Annotated in this window: 17 protein-coding genes; 10 read left to right on the top strand and 7 right to left on the bottom strand. The window is 69.5% G+C overall.

Annotation, left to right across the window (positions count from 1 at the left end; all coding sequences use genetic code 11):
* Window positions 1-327 precede the first annotated feature (327 nt).
* Window positions 328-459, bottom strand: coding sequence for a hypothetical protein (locus ACFYRY_RS22425; protein WP_389148422.1), 132 nt, complete (start codon window positions 457-459; stop codon window positions 328-330).
* A 96-nt stretch (window positions 460-555) separates the two neighbouring features.
* Between ACFYRY_RS22425 and ACFYRY_RS22420 the strand changes: the two genes are divergently transcribed.
* The 3 genes from ACFYRY_RS22420 to ACFYRY_RS22410 all read left to right on the top strand — a co-directional run bounded on the left by ACFYRY_RS22420 (window position 556) and on the right by ACFYRY_RS22410 (window position 2,481).
* Complete coding sequence (locus ACFYRY_RS22420; RefSeq protein ID WP_389148204.1) at window positions 556-1,392, top strand: alpha/beta fold hydrolase; 837 nt, start codon at window positions 556-558, stop codon at window positions 1,390-1,392.
* Window positions 1,385-1,972 carry a TetR/AcrR family transcriptional regulator gene (locus tag ACFYRY_RS22415; protein WP_389148201.1) on the top strand — a complete coding sequence of 196 codons (588 nt, stop codon included), beginning with the start codon at window positions 1,385-1,387 and terminating at the stop codon, window positions 1,970-1,972. Before ACFYRY_RS22420 ends, ACFYRY_RS22415 begins: the two co-directional genes overlap by 8 nt.
* Window positions 1,973-2,040: 68 nt before the next feature.
* Window positions 2,041-2,481, top strand: a complete 441-nt coding sequence (locus ACFYRY_RS22410; RefSeq protein WP_389148198.1) for an SRPBCC family protein — start codon at window positions 2,041-2,043, stop codon at window positions 2,479-2,481.
* 26 nt (window positions 2,482-2,507) lie between these two features.
* Here ACFYRY_RS22410 and ACFYRY_RS22405 read toward each other — a convergent pair whose 3' ends face one another.
* Window positions 2,508-3,437 (bottom strand): LysR family transcriptional regulator, encoded by a 930-nt coding sequence (locus tag ACFYRY_RS22405; protein WP_389148196.1) that lies wholly within the window; start codon window positions 3,435-3,437, stop codon window positions 2,508-2,510.
* 148 nt (window positions 3,438-3,585) lie between these two features.
* On the opposite strand from ACFYRY_RS22405, the gene ACFYRY_RS22400 reads away from it, so the two are divergent.
* The gene (locus tag ACFYRY_RS22400) at window positions 3,586-4,497 is read left to right on the top strand and encodes an SDR family oxidoreductase (protein WP_389148193.1); all 912 of its coding nucleotides are present in this window, start codon (window positions 3,586-3,588) and stop codon (window positions 4,495-4,497) included.
* A gap of 75 nt (window positions 4,498-4,572) precedes the next feature.
* On the opposite strand, the gene ACFYRY_RS22395 is transcribed toward ACFYRY_RS22400, so the two are convergent.
* Window positions 4,573-4,923, bottom strand: coding sequence for a hypothetical protein (locus tag ACFYRY_RS22395; protein ID WP_389148190.1), 351 nt, complete (start codon window positions 4,921-4,923; stop codon window positions 4,573-4,575).
* 813 nt (window positions 4,924-5,736) lie between these two features.
* Window positions 5,737-6,930 (bottom strand): MFS transporter, encoded by a 1,194-nt coding sequence (locus ACFYRY_RS22390; RefSeq protein WP_389148187.1) that lies wholly within the window; start codon window positions 6,928-6,930, stop codon window positions 5,737-5,739.
* Between the two features lie 51 nt (window positions 6,931-6,981).
* Between ACFYRY_RS22390 and ACFYRY_RS22385 the strand changes: the two genes are divergently transcribed.
* Window positions 6,982-7,728, top strand: a complete 747-nt coding sequence (locus ACFYRY_RS22385) for an AraC family transcriptional regulator (protein ID WP_389148184.1) — start codon at window positions 6,982-6,984, stop codon at window positions 7,726-7,728.
* 52 nt (window positions 7,729-7,780) lie between these two features.
* On the opposite strand, the gene ACFYRY_RS22380 is transcribed toward ACFYRY_RS22385, so the two are convergent.
* The 3 genes from ACFYRY_RS22380 to ACFYRY_RS22370 all read right to left on the bottom strand — a co-directional run bounded on the left by ACFYRY_RS22380 (window position 7,781) and on the right by ACFYRY_RS22370 (window position 12,824).
* Complete coding sequence (locus tag ACFYRY_RS22380; protein WP_389148181.1) at window positions 7,781-9,541, bottom strand: Imm49 family immunity protein; 1,761 nt, start codon at window positions 9,539-9,541, stop codon at window positions 7,781-7,783.
* A gap of 104 nt (window positions 9,542-9,645) precedes the next feature.
* Window positions 9,646-11,742 (bottom strand): pectinesterase family protein, encoded by a 2,097-nt coding sequence (locus ACFYRY_RS22375; RefSeq protein ID WP_389148178.1) that lies wholly within the window; start codon window positions 11,740-11,742, stop codon window positions 9,646-9,648.
* A 119-nt stretch (window positions 11,743-11,861) separates the two neighbouring features.
* Window positions 11,862-12,824 carry an aminoglycoside phosphotransferase family protein gene (locus ACFYRY_RS22370; protein ID WP_389148175.1) on the bottom strand — a complete coding sequence of 321 codons (963 nt, stop codon included), beginning with the start codon at window positions 12,822-12,824 and terminating at the stop codon, window positions 11,862-11,864.
* Between the two features lie 396 nt (window positions 12,825-13,220).
* On the opposite strand from ACFYRY_RS22370, the gene ACFYRY_RS22365 reads away from it, so the two are divergent.
* The 5 genes from ACFYRY_RS22365 to ACFYRY_RS22345 all read left to right on the top strand — a co-directional run bounded on the left by ACFYRY_RS22365 (window position 13,221) and on the right by ACFYRY_RS22345 (window position 18,338).
* A complete protein-coding gene (locus ACFYRY_RS22365; protein WP_389148172.1) occupies window positions 13,221-13,622 on the top strand; it encodes a hypothetical protein in 402 nt (133 codons plus the stop codon).
* A gap of 170 nt (window positions 13,623-13,792) precedes the next feature.
* Window positions 13,793-14,761, top strand: coding sequence for a hypothetical protein (locus tag ACFYRY_RS22360; protein ID WP_389148169.1), 969 nt, complete (start codon window positions 13,793-13,795; stop codon window positions 14,759-14,761).
* A 57-nt stretch (window positions 14,762-14,818) separates the two neighbouring features.
* Window positions 14,819-16,330 carry a peptidoglycan-binding protein gene (locus tag ACFYRY_RS22355; RefSeq protein WP_389148166.1) on the top strand — a complete coding sequence of 504 codons (1,512 nt, stop codon included), beginning with the start codon at window positions 14,819-14,821 and terminating at the stop codon, window positions 16,328-16,330.
* Complete coding sequence (locus ACFYRY_RS22350) at window positions 16,327-17,046, top strand: ABC transporter ATP-binding protein (RefSeq protein WP_389148163.1); 720 nt, start codon at window positions 16,327-16,329, stop codon at window positions 17,044-17,046. The genes ACFYRY_RS22355 and ACFYRY_RS22350 overlap by 4 nt, the downstream gene beginning before the upstream one ends.
* The gene (locus ACFYRY_RS22345) at window positions 17,043-18,338 is read left to right on the top strand and encodes an ABC transporter permease (RefSeq protein ID WP_389148160.1); all 1,296 of its coding nucleotides are present in this window, start codon (window positions 17,043-17,045) and stop codon (window positions 18,336-18,338) included. The genes ACFYRY_RS22350 and ACFYRY_RS22345 overlap by 4 nt, the downstream gene beginning before the upstream one ends.
* Window positions 18,339-18,420 lie beyond the last annotated feature (82 nt).

The raw sequence follows: 18,420 nt of genomic DNA, 5'->3' as shown, positions 1-18,420 counted from the left end.
GTACCCTCACGCGGAGGGCTGACCACCAAGCCGCACCTGGCGGTCGAGCAGGGACAGGAACCTTCGTCCCTTAGGGCTGTCCCGTAAATGATCTCCGAGCTGCCTCAGGAGTCCTGGGCCGTTGTGCGGGGCCCTCGTCTATCCGGCGAGGGAGAGGTTGTGCATCCGGGCGATGCCGAGCATGGCGTGGTGGACTCCGTCGCCTCTTAGTGCCTGTCTGGATTCCTAGCCGCCGTCTCCCGGCTCCATGCGAGGGCCGAGATCCGTGATGAGGACATCGTCAGGCTGTCCCTGCTCGAGCACCGCAACCCTGATCCTGCTCGGCCGCTACAGCTCTACCGCCTCGACTCCGGCCCCGGCGTCCTGCGTCCGCTGCGTGACCCGGTCGCCGTCCTCCAGCGCGGGAGCCTCGCAGGAGGAGTCGGCGGTGGCGATAACGAGGTCGCCCCTCAAGATCATTGCGGTATTGCCGGTATGTGCTTCGGACACTCTTGACCGCCGTAGCTAATACAGCTAGCTTTTAGTTACTGAGGTTAGCCATCCATGGAGGTCGTCGTGACCGAGCACCTGAGCATCGCCGGCAACACCATCGCCTACGACGTGACCGGAGAAGGACCGTTGGTCGTCCTCGCGCACGGCATGGGCGACAGCAGACACTCCTACCGTTTCGTCGCCCCGGCGCTGGTCGCGGCCGGGTACCGGGTCGCGAACGTCGACATACGCGGCTGCGGTGACTCCAGCCTGGGGTGGGACGGGTACAGCCGTACCGATATCGCCGGTGACCTGGTCGCCATCGTGCGCCACCTCGGTGGCCCGGCGGTGATCATCGGGCAGTCGATCAGCGGCGGCGCGGCGACCATCGCGGCCGCTACGGCGCCCGACGTGATCAATGGGGTCATCGAGCTGGCCCCCTTCACCCGCAAGCAGTCGGTGCCCCTGGGCGGGCTGTTGCGGGTCAAGCGCTACCGGGCCGGTTCCACCCAGCTCGGGATGACCATGCTCCTGGGAAGACTGTCAGCCTGGAAGAAGTACCTCGATCTGGCTTACCCCACCAAGCCCGCCGACTGGGACAGTGAGCTGGGCCGAATCGACACCAAAATGAGCGAGCCCGGCCGGATGAAGGTCCTGCAGGCCATGTGCAAGAGTGCTCCGACCGACGCCGGCGCCCAGCTGCCCAACGTCACCTGCCCGGTCCTGATCATCCAGGGCAGCCTCGACCCCGACTGGGCCGACCCGCGCGCCGAGGGTGAGAAGATCATCGCCGACCTGCCCACCGGCCTCGGCGAGTTGGCCGTCATCGAGGGCGCCGGTCACTACCCGCACGCCCAGACCCACGACAAGGTCCTCGCACTGGCCCTGCCATTCCTCGCCAAGACCCTGTCCCATGCCTAGGGCCGGGCTCAGCCCGGCGTCGGTCACCGAGGCCGGCGCCGCGCTGGCCGACGAGATCGGGTTCAAGAACCTCAGCATGGGCCTGCTGGCCGAGCGTCTCGGGATCAAGACCCCCTCGCTCTATAAACACGTCGCGAGCCAAGCTGACCTCGCCCACCGGATCGCCGTCCTGGCCATGAACGAACTCGCAGACGCCATCCGCGACGCCACCCAGGGACGTTCCGGCAAAGAAGCCCTCGTCGCCGGGGCGCACGCGATGCGGACGTACGTGCTGGAGCACCCCGGCCGGTACGCGGCGGGCAACGCCGCCATCGTCACCGGGCCCGACGACCCCCTCGTCCCAGCGGTCGGTCGCGTTCTCGCCTCCTGGACGGCCATGCTGCACGGGTACCGGCTGGACCCCGACCAGGAGATCCACGCGCTGCGGATGCTGCGCAGCATCCTGCACGGATTCGCAGCCCTCGAAGCGATCGGCAGTTTCCAGCTCAACGCCGACGTCGATGACAGCTTCACCTGGATGCTCGGTTTCATCGACCAGGGTCTGAAGGCGAAATGGCCCGACCTGCTTCCATCCCGCTGACCTGCTCACCCGTCGTCATTCAGTAATCGTCACCATTGAGTTCTGCTGAACCGTTATGGAGTGTGATTATGGGCTACGTCATCAACACCGAGGTCGACATCAACGCCAGTCCCGAAGCGGTCTGGGACGTCCTGGTCGACTTCCCCCGCTACGGCGAGTGGAGCAACTTCTCCCGTGTCGAGGGAACGGCCCAGGTGGGCAACAGGCTCTCGATGAAGATGCCCGGCTTCTCCTTCAGGCCCACCGTCACGGTCACCGAATCGGGTGAGCAGCTGCAGTGGTCCGGCACGCTCATATCCGAGCGGCTGTTCCTCGGCCGGCATTCGTTCATCCTCCGGGCCAAGCCGGACGGCACCACCCACGTCACCAACCAAGAAGAATTCTCCGGCGGCCTGACAACCCTGATCCAGCGCTTCATGAAGCAGAGCAACGACAACGGGTACACCGCATTCAACGCCGGCCTCAAGCGGCAAGTGGAACACCGCTCCATGCACCAGAACCGCACCTGAGAGTGTTGCAAGCCGTTGTCGGTCTGTCAGTGCATTTTCCCGAGGTTTGGGGAGCGCGTCGCGCCCCTACTGATGAGCTGGTTCACAGCAATGTCGAGGAAGTCCTCGACGAGCGGTCCACGGTCTTCGGCCCTGGTCGCAAGCACGACTCGGCACGGTTCGATTCCTTCAACGGGAATGGTCGTGAGGTCGTGTCGAAGGGGGGTGTGCTCGCCGCGGGCCGGCGCGAGGGCGAGGGCCTGGCCGCTGGCGATGAGTTCGAGTTTGTCTGCCGCGGATGCGACGAGTGGGCCTTCGGGTGTCGGGCGTCCATTCGGGCGTGGGTCGAGACGCCAGAATGCGTCATAGGCCGCGTCGGTGTACCGGACCAGGGCTTCGTCCGCAAAGTCGTCAATGGTGACCGACGTGCGGCCGGCGAGGCGATGGAAGGTGGGCACCAGGAGCACCCGGGGCTCCTCGTAGAGGGCCGTCACGCGCAGTTGGTCGGTCGGGAACGGTTCTCGGGCGAGGACCACGTCGACCCGGTAGTCCAGGAGGGCCGCCTTTACCTGGCTGAAGTCCAGATGCAGGGTGCGCACCTCGGCGTCGGGACGCCGGTTGCGCAGTTCGCGCGCCGCAGTGGTCACGATGAGGCCGCCCGTGTATCCGATGGTGAATTCGTCGGGGCCAACGGCGGCGCGGGTCGTCGCCACGGCTTGCCGGGCGGAGTGCAGGAGTGCGTGCGCCTGAGGCAGGAAGATCCGGCCCGCCTCGGTGAGGTGGCTGCCCTGTTTCGTGCGATCGAGCAGGCGGACGCCCATTCGTTCTTCGAGACGCTGAATCTGTCGGCTCAGCGACGGCTGGGCGAGGTGCAGGGCGTCGGCCGCGCGGTGGAAGTTGCGGTGCTCGGCGACGACCGTGAAGTACCGCACCAGGCGCAGGTCGAGGTCCGCCGAGGAGGAGGGATGGCCGGGCACGCCGCCAGGATACTCGTGATACCCATTTCGCATCACGCGGTGCGGAACAGGACTTGGACGCGGAGTGCCTGCGGTTCTTAGCGTTGAGGCACAAGCCCACCCCTCTCCATAGGCCGGGCTGACCCGAAGCCACAAGAGGACTGTCATCGTGCGCATTTTTGTCACCGGTGCCACCGGGTACATCGGATCCGCGGTTGTCCGCGAGCTCCTCGGAGCAGGCCATCAGGTCATCGGCCTCGCCCGCTCAGACTCGGCCGCCGCGACGTTGTCAGCGGTCGGCGCAGATGTGCGCCGCGGCGAACTGGAAGACCTCGACAGCTTGCGTGCCGGCGCCACTGCAGCGGACGGGGTCATTTACGCGGCCAACCAGCACATTACTGAGACCACGGATCCGGCCGCTCGCGCCCGGGTCGAACTGAGCGCCGTCGAGGCGATCGGGGCAGCACTTGAAGGCTCCGACAAACCATTCGTGGTGACCTCGGGAACCTTGGGCCTGACGTTCGGTCGCCTGGGCACGGAAGCGGATACCCCCGATGTAGAAAGGCTGGGGGCGTGGGCCCTGCGGGTTCCGACCGAGCACGCCGTGATCGCGATGGGAGAGCGCGGCGTGCGCTCAGCTGCGTTACGGCTCGCGCCGCTGGTGCACGGCGAGGGAGACCTGAAGGGTTTCACCCCGACTCTCATCGGCATCGCCCGCGCGAAGGGCGTGTCCGCCTATGTCGGCGACGGATCGAACCGGTGGCCTGCGGTGCACCGACTGGACGCGGCGCACCTGTACCGGCTGGCTGTGGAGGCCGCCCCTGCCGGTTCGCGTCTGCACGCAGTCGGCGATGAGGGGGTGCCGTTCCGGGAGATCGCTGAGGCCATCGGCCGTCAGTTGAAGGTCCCGGTCGTCAGCGTCGCGGCCGAGGACGCAGGCAACCACTTCGGTTTTCTCGGCCCCCTGGTGTCGATCGACAGCCCGACGTCGAGTGCAGTGACGCTGGAACGCCTGGGATGGCGGCCGACGCGTCCCACGCTGATCGCGGACATCAAGGAAGACCACTACTTCAACGATTGACGATTCATCTTGGAGAGCACACTGGGTGGACCCGTGGGCAGGGCTTCGGCGAGTCGCATGGCGTATGCGGCTTGATCATGTGAGCCCGAGGAGAGCGAGCGGGCGGTCCGCGTTGCGGGCGTTGTACCGCAGGGCGGCGGCGATGTTGGTCGCGCCAGCCAGCCGCAGGGCGCCGATGGCGAGGTTGCGCCAGGTGGCCATGGCCCGGGGCGCATTGCAGGTGCGCAGTTGAGAGGCGTCCTCGGCGAATGTCGTGTCTCTCACGTGGTGCCGGGCCTCGACCCGCCAGCGGTCACGGATCAGGAGCGGATCGGGCACCTGGGTGAGGCACTCCAGCAGCCCGGGCACGTCTTCCGGCGCGACCGCGGGATGCTCGCGGAGTTGGTCAGGGGCAGGCGGGATCAGCGGTGACGCGTCGGCAGGCACGGTCTTCCAGGCAGGGCACGGGGCGTCGAGAACTCCATGATCTTGGATGCCGTGCCTGTCCCGCTCTTCCGGCCGATCAACCTGGCAGACCGTCATGAACCGGACGCCAGCCGACTACGCCGAAGCCCTGGCGGGGTGCGTACGGTTTCTGCCCCCTCTTCGCGTCCTTGGTAGGTTTGAGCTGCTGTCACACATACCCAATGCTTCGGCACGTCACTGTGGGCAGAGAGCATGGCTGATCAGGACGGCACTCGCTGAGGCGTGTGTCGGCAGCACCTCGGCGCGATGCCCACTTTGTTTCCTTCCGTTCGCTGCATGGCGGTGAGCGTCCGGTGGGAAATCCCGCCTCGCCGATGGTCGGCAGTAGCGTGTGGGCCTGCTTCCTGAGCGGTGGAGCCGCCGGATGGTCAGCTCTTCCTGGCCCACTGCGGGTGGGGCCCTCTGCGGGTAATCCTGCGGGTCATCAGTGTGCTGAGTGCCCAGGTCAGGTGGGCTTCTGAGTGTGGTGGGAGACGTTCGTAGTCGCGGACGTTGCGTCGGGCTTTCATGGTCCAGCCCAGGGTGCGCTCGACTTTCCAGCGTCGGGGCAGGACGACGAAGCCCTTGGCGCCGCGGGGCCGGGTGACTGTTCTGAGGGTCATGTGCAGGAAGTCGTCGGACCAGTTGGTGCGCTGGCCGGCGTAGGCGGAGTCGGCCCAGACCTGTGGCGGGTCGGGCTTCCATCAGAGCAACGCGGACCAGGTCGCCGTAGTGCATGCTCAGCGGCTGGCCCATCCGGATGGGCACGTGCGTGGTCACGGGGCCGTGCGGGCGTTACGCGTCTTGTTGTGCCGGTGCGGAGGGTGTGACGGGTGCGACGGGTTGGGGCTCGGGGGCGGTGGGCTCGGGCAGGGCGTGGAAGAGCAGCCAGCTCAGCGCGGGCATGGCGATCAGGGGTGTCAGGGCCATCTGCAGGGACGTGGTGTCGGCCAGGCGTCCCAGGAGGGGGCTGATCAGGCCGCCGATGCTGACGGTGAGGCCGAGGGTGACGCCGCTGGCGGTGCCGATGCGGGAGGGCAGGTAGTCCTGGCCGAGGGTGACCTGAAGCGAGAAGGGGACATACAGGCCGGTGGAGGTGAGGGCCACGAAGAGGAGCATGGCCGGACCGGGTGTGTAGATCACTCCGGTGACGGCGGCGATGGAGAGCAGGTAGGACCAGCGGGAGACACGGACCCGGTCGTAGCGGTTGGCCAGGGAGCCACCCAGGACCGAGCCGACGGCGCCGCCCAGGAACAGCAGGAACAGGGCCACGGTCCCCGCGGTGGTGCTGCCGTGCATGCGCTGCTGGGCGTAGAGGGAGATGAAGGTGCTCAGACCGGTGAAGACGATGGAGCGGAAGACCACGGCCAGGGACAGTTTCACGAACGAGGCCACGTCGTCGGCGCCGGTGACCGTCGCCGCCTTGGCGGCACCGGCCTGATGTCGGCCGAGTATGTGAAGCACTGGGACGCACAGTGCGGCGCCGACCAGGGCGGGCAGGATCAGTACCGGCGTCCAGCTCAGTGAGCCGTGTCCGATCGCGACCGACACCATGATCGGGGCGAGTGCGAAGCCGATGTTGCCGCCGAGGGAGAACCAGCTCATCGCGCTGTGGCTGCCCTGGCTGGCCAGCCGGGCCACGCGGGCGGACTCGGGGTGGTAGGCGGCTACCCCGACTCCGGAGATGGCGACGAAGACGAGGGTGAGCCCGTAGGAGCCGCTCAGACCACTCAGCGCGATACCTGTGCCGCTGAGCAGGGTGCTGACCGGTAGCAGCCACGGCATCGCCCACCGGTCGGTGAGCGCGCCGAACACCGGCTGGGCCACCGACGACAGCACGGACGCCGCCAGCACGATGCCGGAGGCGACGGCGTAGCTGTAGTGGCGGTCGGCCACAAAGAAGGGGATCAGCGCCGCGACGGCGCCCTGGTAGATGTCGACGCAGGCATGCCCCACGGACAGCAGAGAGATCGTTGCTTTTCTTCGCACCCGTCCATGCTGGGAGGGGCGACAGGTGTCCCGCTTTCGATAGATTGCCAGATGATGAAGGAAATCCGCCACGAGCCGGTCGCGCCGACGCGGACCCAGCGTCTTGCGTCCGGCGGCGAGATCGACACGCACCGCCACGACGACCACCAGATCGTCTACGCCAGCCAGGGCGCCATCGCCGTCACCACCGACGCCGGCTCATGGATCGCCCCCGCCACCCGCGCGCTCTGGATCCCAGCGGGCACCGTCCACCGACACCAGGCTCACGGTGAACTCGACCTCCACCTGGTCGGCCTGCCCGTCACCGAGAATCCCCTCGACCTCGACACCCCGGCCGTCCTGACCGTCAGCCCCCTGCTCCGCGAACTGATCGTCGCCTACACACGCGCCCCCGACGACAACAGCCCGCCCCACCTGCGGCTGCGCGCCGTCATGCTCGATCAGCTCAGAACGTCCCCCGAGCAGCCGCTCCACCTGCCGACCCCCACCAGCCCCTTGCTCCGGGAACTGCACGAGATCCTGCGCGCCGACCCGGCGGACAATCGCTCCCTCGACGAAATCGGCCGGCAGATCGGCGCCAGCGCCCGCACCCTCTCCCGCCACCTCCACGACGGCCTCGGCCTCACCTACCCCCAATGGCGCACCCAGGTCAGACTCCACCACGCGTTGATCCTCCTCGCCGACAACACCCCCGTCAGCACCGTCGCCCTCCGCTGCGGCTGGTCGTCGGCAAGCACCTTCATCGACGTATTCCGCCGCACCTTCGGCCACACCCCAGGCTCCCGCCCCACGACCTGACGCTGGCGGGCGTGTCAATCCCTTCTGCCGCGTTCACGACTCCGCTCGCGCCCTAGAACGGCTCCGCCGCCGCCAGGATCCGGGCCGGGAGGTACGGGGACGTGACTTTGATCTGCCAGCCGCGGCGGCGGGCGTGGCAGGTGAGGGACAGGATGTCGAGGTTGATCGCGGCGTCGCAGTCGGTGGCGCGGTCGGCGACGCGGTGGTGGTCGCGGTGGGCCTCGAGGGCGTCGAGGAGGGCCAGGTTGAAGCTCTCCTCGTCGCCTTCGACGAGCTGGGAGAACAGGACGGCCGGGGGCGGTAGGAACGCCTGGTTCTGGGCCTTCGCGCAGTCCAGCAGGGCCTGGTCCGTGGCGGGTTCGGGGTCCTCGCCGCGCAGGTAGTCGTGCAGGGCCTGCCGGTACGAGGCGAAGGCGGACCCGTCGGCACAGACGCAGGTCGGGCCCGCGAGGACCAGCGGCGCCAGGTCCTCCCGGCGGCCCGTGATCAGGGCGAGGTTCACCGCCCGGTGCCAGGCGCCAGGACCGGCGTCCTCGTCACGGCAGGCGGGATACGTGACCGTCGTCCCGTCGATCGTCACCTCGACCTCGGTGCCCGGCTCCGCCAGCGTCGTACGGAACAGTGCGGCGCCCAGCTCCGCGGCGAGCCGCAGATTGCCGAACTGGAGGTCACTCGCGTCGGCGGAGTGCGAGGCGCGGGTCTTGAAGAGGATCTCTTGGTCCGTGACGGCGTGCGCCAGCTCCCACGCGGCGAGCGGTTCCCCCGGCACCGGGGTGAAGGCCTCCCGGGTGTACCGCTCGAACTGGGCCTCGCTCTCCGGGCTGAGCGGCTGCGGATCCACCGGCCGCTCCAACTCCACCACCGAGCAGGCGAGTTCGGCGACCGCGTCGGGGCGCCGGTCACGACCGTACGCCCCCACCCGCGGCGGGGGCGTCTCGAAGCCGGTGACCAGCGCGTGCGGCAGATACCCGGAGTCGACCGGCGGCTGCCAGCCCTCGCGGCGGTACGCCAGAGCCGTCAGCGCGAGCGGCAGCAGCGGCAGCAGAGTGCCCGGACGCGCCCCCGGGCCGGGAATGTCGGAGAGCGGCAGCAGCAGCCGTACCACCGCCGAACCGAACGCCTCCCGGTCGCCCGCGGTGAGCGCACGCAGGGCTTGCAGGCCGAGGCTGTGCGGATGGTCGACCAGGTCCTCGGCGGTCTCCGCCTCCAGGGCCCGGATCCGGGCGATCGCCGCGTCGATCGCGGTGAGCTTCTCCTCGCGGGAGGGCGGATAGTTCGCCTCGTCGTCCCCGGTGTCGCCGATGACGTACGCCATGAAGCCGTTGATCAGTTCGGCGTCGGGTCGTCCGGCCCCGCCCCGTTGCGGGGCCTCGCGGGCGAAGTGGAAGGCCTCGCCGTGCCATTCGGCCTTGGAGCCCAGGACGGACAGACAGAACGCGTCCAGCCACTGGCCGGCCCGGACCGACTCCGGGGTGCCCTCGGACTCGGGGTCGTAGACCATGCCCCAGTTCACGTAGTTGAGGAAGACCTGGAAGTGGTTGTGCGGGAAGTACGCCGCGTACGCCACCGCCCCCGCGGCGGCCTCCACGGCGTCCTCCAGCACCGCCTTCGCCTCCGGCGTGTGCAGGTCGGGCGTCTCGACGGAGAGCGCGCCCAGGTACTCGACGAACTCCTCGGCGAGCAGCCACCACTCGTACGAGGTCACCGGACCGGCCTTCGACATCGACCGCACCTGCGAGCCGATCCGGTTGGCGAAGTCCTCGCGGACCGCCGCGACGGCCGCCTCCCCGACCCGGTGCCGCTCTATTCGCACTGTCGCGCTCCCCCGTCGTTCCCCGATTCCATGATCCGGCCTGCCCAAGCCTAGATCGATCGCGGACCGCTGGGGGAGCGATGGGTGTCAGTCGGGCGTCGGTCTCAAGAAGCCGTGGGAGTCCAGTCGCCCAGCCAGTCGGCGACCTCCTGGCCGGTGGCCTGGGCGTCGGTCAGCTGGGGGCGGTCCGAGCTCGCGGCGCCCGCGCCCGCTCCGGTGTTCTTGTACTCGGCGAAGCGGTCGTCCTTCCAGGAGAAGCCGCTCATGTCGGTCCACGGGGTGCTCCTGATCGCGGCGCTGAGGGAGGTGTTGCGGACGGTGGTCTGCGGGTCGAGGCTCGCGTCGCCGCCCGCGTGCCAGGGGCGGCCGAGGTAGAAGCCGCGGTCGGAGACGTCGCCGTTGATGGTGGAGTTGGCGATCAGGATGCCCTTGCGGTTCGCGGCCGTGCTCGGGGCGGTGACGTAACCGGCCGAGGTGCCGTTCCAGCGCTTCTTGAGGGTGATGACGGACTTGTCGATCACGGCGGTGGCCCGGCCGAAGATGAAGTCGACGTTGCCGATGACGTACGAGTTCGTCATGTAGACACGGCCCAGCTTGTCCTTGGACGCCGTGTCCACCAGCAGGGTGTCCTGGTCGCCGCTGACGATGACGCCGTCGAGGAACACCTTGTCGGCGGCGGTGCGCAGGGCGACCGCCTGGTTCGCGATGTCCTGGTGCGCGGCCTCGTCGAAGTCGTTGGAGATGGTCAGGTTGCGGGCCTGGAAGTCGTCCGCCTCGACAGCGACGCTGGCGCTGCCGCCGGTGCCGTACGTGCCGCCGCCGGGCTTGGGGGTGCCCGAGGCGTTGTTGTAGACGATCGTCGTGTCCTTACGGCCGGCCCCCGTCCCCTGGATGGTGACGTGCGGCTTGTTGGACGGGACCTTGACCAGCTCGCGGTACGTGCCGGGCTTCACGGCGATCACGACGCGGGAGGCGTTGTTGGCGGGTACGGCGTTCACGGCGGCCTGGACGGTCGTGTACTGACCGCTGCCGTCCTTGGCGACGGTGAGGGTGGTGGCCGCGGCCGCCTTCGTCGTGGCCGCGGTCCCTATGGACGCGCGCGGACCCACGCCCGACTTCAGCAGCGCGGGGACGTCGGCCGCCTTGTCCGGCGTGTACGCGTAGTACGTCCGCGGGTCCCAGGCCGCACCCGAACCGCCGCTCTCGTTACGGCCACTCGTGCCGGAGAACACGTTGCCGCGCTGCACGACGGTGGCCGTGGCGTCGCGGGTCACCGGGTTCTTCATGCCCTGGAAGTACGAGTTCTCCAGGACCATGTTCGTCCTGCCGCGCGAGTAGTTGCCGTACGAGGAGGTGATGGAGGTGCCCGCCTCGTCCTCCAGGTAGTTGTTGTAGAGGTGCGCGTGGGCGACGTTGTCCGTGGAAGGGTTGCGCTGCTCGGTCTCGCGGATCCAGTTGTGGTGGATCGTCATGTCCGCGGTGACGTTGTCGGTCCAGCCGATGCCGAACGCCTTGTTCTCCTGGCTCAGTTTGTTCCAGGAGACGGTCAGGTACGTGGTGTCCTTGCGGCTGTCGATGAGTCCGTCGGCCATGTGCCGCAGGTCGTTGTGGTCGATCCACACATGGTGCGCGCCGTCCATCTGGATGGCGTCGAAGTCGTGCTCCTTGTCGTTCCACACGCCCTGGTAGGCGTCCCGGATCGTCAGGTTGCGGATGATGACGTTGTGCACGCCCTGGCCGAGGAAGAAGCCTCCGCCGACGATGTGCCCGGAGGTTCCGGCGCCCACGATGGTCTTGTCCGACTGGACCTTGATCTCTTTCCCGACCGGGTCCATGGTGATGGCCGCGGCGACGACGATCACGTACGGCTCGGGCGCGGTCGCGTACTTCTCCAGCTCGGCGAGCGTCCTGACGGTGACGGTCCTGCCGTCCCGGCCGCCGTAGGTGCCGTTCTGACCCAGCGCGTTGACGGAGGCGAAGCCGTCGGCGGTGGCGGCGGCCCAGGCGGGGGCGGCGGTGGCGGCGCCGGCCCAGGCGGGGGCCGCCGTGGCCGCGGACGCCGTCAGCTGCGCGTCCGCGCCGAAGACACCGAGGCCGGTGCCGAACGCCATGGCCCCTGCGGCGGTCAGTGCGACGGGCACACTCACCGCCGGCGTGGTCTTCCTTCTGCGCCGACGGGTCCTGCTGCGGGTTTCACTCACGGCTGCTTCCGATCAAGTGGGGGGCGGGTAGCGACACTTGGCAGTCGCAGCCGATGACGGAAACGTTGCCGTGCTCCCGTCACGACCCGGGCGGGCGGGCCCTGCTGGGGCGCGGGGACTCAACGCCGGTACTGAGGGGGCTGCGTGAGCAGGCACGCCAACTCGTCGGCGAACCGGATGATCCAGTCCAGCCGTGCCCCGCCCCGGGCCATCCGGAACCCGTGCCGACGCCCGTGGAAAGCCGCCTGCACCGCGTGGAACTGGGCCCAGCGGCTGACCCGTTCCCGGTCGAGTTCCGCCGCCTCCGCGAACACGTCCAGGGCGCGACGCACGGCCCGGCCCAGGTCGGGCGCCTCAAGGAGCGCCAGAGCTCGCGACTTGAGCAGGGTGCCGCCGTCGTAGGCCGGGTCTCCCACACAGCCCTTGGGGTCGACGGCCAGCCAGGGCTCCCGGTCGGCGACCAGGATGTTCCGGGCGTGCAGGTCGCCGTGGACCAGGACGTCCGGCTGGTCCGGGCCCAGCTCACGGAGGGTCGCCAGCGCGGCGTCGAGCACCCGTTGGGGCAGCTCGTGTTCCACCTCGCTCGCGTCCGTGCGCAGCTCCTCCTCCCAGGCCCCGGTCCGCTCCCGCAGCTGGGGCAGCCGCGTCTGCCCGGTGGGCGCGGGCACGGCCAGTCGGCGACTGAGGCGCGCGGCCACACCGACGATCACGTCCTCGTCGCCGGCCTCGACCTCCGCGAGGGTCCGCGTGCCGGCACGCTCCAACAGCATCGCGAACCGGTCGTCGTCCCGCTCGTACAACTGGACGGCACCCCGACCGCCCCACGCGGCGAACGCGTCCGGCTCGTGCACGTTGCCGGGGTGGGGAAACGAGACCTTCAGCACGGCGGTGGCTTCGGCGGCGCGCCGCAGCACCGGGACGATCAGGCCGACCCCGCCGTGCGTGACCGCGCCGTCCGGCACGCAGTCCCAGCGGTCCAGCAACTCATCGACCGTGTCCGGGAGTTGGGCGATCCACTCCGCACCTCGCTCTCCCTCGCGCTCGACGGTGCTCCGTACGAAGGTCTCCGGTACCGCGATCATCCGGGCACCCTACGCGCCGCCGGGCGGGACCTGCCGTGGCCGTTCGGCGGCGGTGACGGGTGAAACCGGCCAAGCTTGCTGGGAAACATGGGGTGGAATTATATGTTCCACTGTCCTAGTAAGTGGGGCTTTTTCTGATATCGGGGATATTTGGGCCAGGTTCTCCCGGCTTCCCCTTATCCGGATTCCGTGGCGCTGGCCAGCGGATCGGTGACGGCTCGGCGACTCCGCGTCAGCAAGAGGGGGGCAGGGGTCGGCTTTTGGCCACCCCCGCTTATCGCCTTTCAGTCAGACGTTCGATCTATGTACGTTCCGGTCGCAGCGGACGCCACGGTTCTTGTAACGCGCCGCGGTGTCCGGAGCGTCATGTCGGCATGAACCTACGAAGGGAACTTCATGCGCATCAGAACCCTGGTCGCCGCCGGAGCGGTCGCTCTGGCCGGCTTCGGTGTCTCCCTCGGCACGGCCGGCTCCGCCAGTGCCGCCGAGTCCTGCACGTCGGGCTACGCCTGCCTGTATTACAACAGCGACTACAAGGGGGCCTTCTACCGCCAGTACTTCGACATCCCCGACTACGCCAACTACTACTTCAGCGCCAGTGCGGCCGGCAGTGCCGGCGCCGGCGTGGCGGTGAAGAACAACACCGCCTCGGTGGACAACTGGGACTTCGACTGGGGCATCCGCGAGTACTTCAACCGCAACTATGCCGGTGCCTCCCAGGCGATCCCGGCCGGCGGCGCGGCCAACCTGAACGCCACGCTCAAGAACGACAACGCGTCCGGCAGGTTCTACAACTAGTCCGCCGCGCGACACGGGCCCAGGCCCGGGTCACCTCAACAGGCAAGGGGTGCGCTGCCCAATGCAGCTGGGCAGCGCACCCCCGCGCCCGGATTCTATTGCCTGTCGCGGCACCAGCCGACGGCCCCCGTCACCCGCACCGGACCAGCCAACCAAGGATGAGCATCACGATGCGTACCCGTCGCTTCACCGCCCCGCTGACCGTTCTGTGCGCCGCCGTGGCGCTGTCCGGGATCGCGGGCTGCGGTTCCTCCGACTCCGGATCCGGGGACGAGGGCAAGCCGGCCGCGGCCGCGGGCGCGCCCGACGTCTCCTCGATCCCGAAGCTGGTCTCGGTGACGGACAAGTCCCTCCCGATCGAGGCGTACCTGCTCAGCCCCGAGGAGAGCAAGCAGATCCTGCAGGCCGAACTCGTCCTCAGGGAACGGTGCATGTCCCGGTTCGGCATCCCCTACCAGGCTCCCCAGCAGGCGGCCCTCTTCCAGCCGAAGAGCCTCACCCAGCTCCGATACGGCCCCACGGACGCCGACGCCGTGGCCGGCCACGGCTACAAGCCGGCGGGTTCGGAGAAGGCGGTGGGCAAGCCGAAGCCGCAGGAGCTGGCCCCGGCCGCCGCGATGGTGCTCAACGGCACCAACAACCCGAACGTGAAGCCGGGTTCGGCCCAGGCCAAGGGCGGTCAGGACTACAACGGCCAGAAGGTCCCGGTGGGCGGCTGCATCGGCGAGGCGAAGACCAAGCTGGGCTACTCCGCCGACCAGGAGCCGTCCAAGGACGGCGCCCCGCCGATCGCCGACAAGGTCAACACCGACAGCTGGGCCAAGTCGTACGAGGACGCGCGGGTGAAGGCCGTCTTCGGGAAGTGGTCGGCCTGCATGAAGGAGAAGGGCTACACCTACGCCGACCCGATGAAGGCCAACGACGACCCGCAGTGGCAGGAGACCTCCCTCGCCACCGCCAAGGAGAAGCAGGTCGCCTCGGCCGACGTCGCCTGCAAGGCCAAGTACAACGTCATCGGCACCTGGTACGCCGTGGACGCCGCCTACCAGGAACAGATGATCGAGCAGAACGCGCAAGCGCTCGCCGAGGTCAAGAAGGCGAAGGAGAAGCAGCTGAAGTTGATGGCCGAGGTTCTGTAACGCCCGGTGCCCCGCAACGCGTCCACAGAGAAAACCAGTCGGCCCCGGAGAGACGCAGTGTCCGAAGCAGAGCAGTCCGTCCCGACGCAGGGGTACGAGATGCCCGGCGGTGTCGGGATGCCCGACGGAACCGAGTTGTCCGGCGGGGCGGAACCATCCTCCAGGTCCCGCCGTGCCGCGGACTCCGGGCTGTCGCAGAAGCGCAAGTGGGTGGCCGCGGTCGCGGTGGCCGCGATGCTGCTGACCGGTGCCGGGATCGCCGCCTCGTTCGTGGTGAAGTCGCCCGCTCAGGCGGCGGCCGAAGCCGAGCCGCCGCCGCAGGACGTGCTGACGGCGCCGGTGGAGAACCGCGTGCTCAAGGACTCCGTCATCATCCGCGGCACCGTGGTCGCGGGGCAGTCGGTGGACGTCGCCCCGTCCGGCGCGAGCGGCGAGGGGACGACCGGCGCGGTGGTCACCAAGGCGCCCAAGCCGGTCGGCACGGAGGTCAAGGCCGGGCAGGTCCTGGCGGAGATCTCCGGCCGCCCGGTGTTCGCCCTGAAGGGCCGCGTGCCCGTCTACCGGGACCTCAAGCCGGGCTCCACCGGCGATGACGTGGCCCAACTCCAGTCCGCGCTAGACGCGTTGGGACACGGCACCGGAAGCGACGCCCGGGGCACCTTCGGCGCCGGCACCAAGGCCGCCCTCACCGCGTTCTACGCGTCGATCGGCTACAACCCGGTCTCCGCACAGCCCGAGGGAACCGCCACCGTCCAGGACGCGCAGGACGCCGTGACCGCCGCCGAACGTGCCTGGCAGGACGCCGTGGACGCGCGGCAGGACGCCTCCAACGAGGAGACGCAGAAGGCCGTCGACCGTGCCGCGCAGGACCTCGAACGGGCCCGCACCCGGCTCACCGAGGCGCAGGTGGCGGCCGGCCCCATGCTGCCCGCGTCCGAGGTGGTCTACCTCTCCGGCTTCCCGGCCCGGGTGGACAGCGTGAACGCCGTGCTGGGATCCGCGCCCACCGGCAAGCTGATGACCGTCTCCGCCGGGAAACTCGCGGTCGACGGCTACCTCCAGGAGTCCCAGAAGGGGCTCGTCCGGGTCGGGCAGAAGGTGGAGATCCTGTCCGAGACGACGGGGGTCAAGGTCACCGCCTCGGTCCGTTCGGTGGCGGACACCATGGCCACCGCGCAGCAGCCCACCACCACCGACCAGGCCCAAGGAGGCGGGGCCGCCGGCAGTGGGAACGCGGCCGCCGCGCCCGAGGGCTACCTGGTGGTCGTCGAACCCGACAAGGCCCTGCCGTCGAACACCGTGGGCCAGGACGTCCGGCTGACCGTCGAGGCCGCGTCGACCAAGGGCAAGGCACTGGTCGTACCGGTGACCGCGATCACCGCCGGATCCGACGGCAAGACCGTGGTCACCGTTCTGGAGGCCGGTGACCGGCAGCGCCGGGTGGAAGTCACCACCGGCACCACCGGCGACGGCTACGTGGAGGTCAGACCGGCCGCCGGGGCCGAACTGGCCGAGGGCGACAAGGTCGTCACCGGCGTCAACTCCGGTACCGCGGGGGGCAAGCGATGACCGACGGCACGCCCCCGGCACCCGGCCCGCACCACCGGCCCCCGGTGATCGAGTTCCGCCGGGTCGGCCTCACCTACCCCGGCCCGCCGCCCGTACCGGCGTTCCGGCCCTGCGACCTGACCATCGAGCAGGGCGAGTTCGTGACCGTGATCGGCCCCTCCGGCTCGGGGAAGTCGACGTTCCTGAACATCGCGGGCCTGCTGGACGCCCCGACCGAGGGGACGTACCTCCTGGACGGCATCGACACCGGGGCACTGAAGGACGGGGACCGCACGGCCCTGCGCGGACGCCGGATCGGCTTCGTCTTCCAGTCCTTCCACCTGCTGCCGCACCGCAGCGCCCGGGAGAACGTCCAGCTGGCCATGGTCTACAACGGCGCGCCCCGGGCCGAGCGCGCCGGGCGGGCCCAGGAGGCCCTGGAGCAGGTCGGCCTCGGCCACCGCCTGGACTCCCTGCCGACCCGGCTGTCCGGTGGTGAGCGCCAGCGGGTGGCGATCGCCCGCGCCCTGGTGTCCCGTCCCTCGCTGCTGCTGTGCGACGAGCCGACCGGAAACCTGGACAGCCGTAATGCCGAGTCCGTCCTCGGGCTCCTTGAGCAGCTGCACGGCACCGGGATGACCGTGCTGGTCATCACCCACGACCCCGCCGTGGCCTCCCGGGGCGTGCGCACGGTCGCCATCCGCGACGGCGTACTGCGCGAGCAGGTGGCGGTATGAGCCACCGCAGGCCCAGAACGCCTCCCCGCGGCCTTCGGCGGCTGACCTCGCGCGGGAGCCGCGCGCGGACCGCCGCAGTGGAACCCTCCGTCTTCACGCCGCGGGATCTGCTCGGAGAGTCACTCGCCGGCATGCTGCAACGGCCGGCCCGCTCCGCGCTGACCGCCCTGGGCACCGTCCTCGGCGTCGGCACCTTCGTCGCGATCCTCGGGCTGACCGCCACCACCTCGTCGCAGATCGACTCCCGCTTCAACGTGCTGACCGCCACCGAGGTCAACGTCGAGGACATCGGGATCGAGCAGAACGAGTTCGTGCCGCTGGCCTTCCCCAAGGACGCCGACGCGCGCGTGCAGCGGCTCGGCGGGGTCGAACACGCCGGGGTCTACTGGACGGTGGACACCCGCACCACCAACGCGACCATCCGGTCCTCGCCGGTCGGCGACGACTCCACCGGCGAACGCGCCGCCATCGTCGCCGCGTCACCGGGCGTCATCGAGGCGGCCGTACCGCACGTGGTCCAGGGCAGGATCTACGACGCCTACGCCGAGCGGACCGCGCAACCCGTCGTCATGATCGGCTCGGGGATGGCGGCCCGGCTGGGCATCACCACGCTGCAGACGCGCCCCGCGCTGTTCATCGGCGACCAGCCGTTCACCGTCGTCGCGATCATCGACGACGTGAAACGCAAGGCCGACCTGTTGCTGTCGGTCGTCGTACCGCGTTCCACGGCGGAGAAGATGTGGGGCGAACCGGCCGCCGGCGGTGCAAAGATGCTGGTCTCCACGAAGATCGGAGCCGCGCAGCAGGTGGCGAGACTGGCGCCCACCGCGCTGCGGCCGGACCACCCCGAGTACTTCAAGGCGGTGCCGCCGCCCGACCCGAAGACGCTGCGCGGGAACGTCACCGACGACCTCCAGCAGCTCTTCCTGCTGCTGGCCGCGATCTGCCTGGTCATCGGTGCCGTCGGGATCGCCAACACCACCCTGGTCGCCGTGCTGGAACGCACCGGTGAGATCGGGCTGCGGCGGGCGCTCGGCGCGCGCGGCGGGCACATCACCATCCAGTTCCTCGCCGAGTCCGGTTCGCTGGGCGCACTGGGCGGACTGATCGGCACCAGCCTCGGCACCCTGACCGTGGTGGGGGTCGCCATCGCCCGGGACTGGACACCCGTGGTGCATCCCACGACGGTCGCGGCGGCTCCGGCCATCGGTCTGGTCACCGGTCTGGTCGCCGGCCTCTACCCGGCTTGGCGGGCGTCACGGATCCAGCCGGCCGAGGCGTTGCGCAGGTAGCGCGCCAAGTAGCGCCCCAGGTAGGGCGCCAGGTAGCGCTCCCCACCGTCCGCGAGGCAGGCTCCCCGTATGCGGGGGGCCT

This window comes from Streptomyces sp. NPDC005263 (assembly GCF_042872365.1).
In the GTDB taxonomy this organism is placed as follows: domain Bacteria; phylum Actinomycetota; class Actinomycetes; order Streptomycetales; family Streptomycetaceae; genus Streptomyces.
This window is presented reverse-complemented; position numbering and strand designations above follow the sequence as displayed.

Coding starts and splice junctions, on each gene's coding strand:
- ACFYRY_RS22415 (WP_389148201.1), top strand. CDS start 1,385: ATGCCTAGGGCCGGGCTCAGCCCGGCGTCGGTCACCGAGGCCGGCGCC.
- ACFYRY_RS22365 (WP_389148172.1), top strand. CDS start 13,221: ATGCGCATCAGAACCCTGGTCGCCGCCGGAGCGGTCGCTCTGGCCGGC.
- ACFYRY_RS22345 (WP_389148160.1), top strand. CDS start 17,043: ATGAGCCACCGCAGGCCCAGAACGCCTCCCCGCGGCCTTCGGCGGCTG.
- ACFYRY_RS22385 (WP_389148184.1), top strand. CDS start 6,982: ATGATGAAGGAAATCCGCCACGAGCCGGTCGCGCCGACGCGGACCCAG.
- ACFYRY_RS22370 (WP_389148175.1), bottom strand. CDS start 12,824: ATGATCGCGGTACCGGAGACCTTCGTACGGAGCACCGTCGAGCGCGAG.
- ACFYRY_RS22410 (WP_389148198.1), top strand. CDS start 2,041: ATGGGCTACGTCATCAACACCGAGGTCGACATCAACGCCAGTCCCGAA.
- ACFYRY_RS22360 (WP_389148169.1), top strand. CDS start 13,793: ATGCGTACCCGTCGCTTCACCGCCCCGCTGACCGTTCTGTGCGCCGCC.
- ACFYRY_RS22350 (WP_389148163.1), top strand. CDS start 16,327: ATGACCGACGGCACGCCCCCGGCACCCGGCCCGCACCACCGGCCCCCG.
- ACFYRY_RS22425 (WP_389148422.1), bottom strand. CDS start 459: ATGATCTTGAGGGGCGACCTCGTTATCGCCACCGCCGACTCCTCCTGC.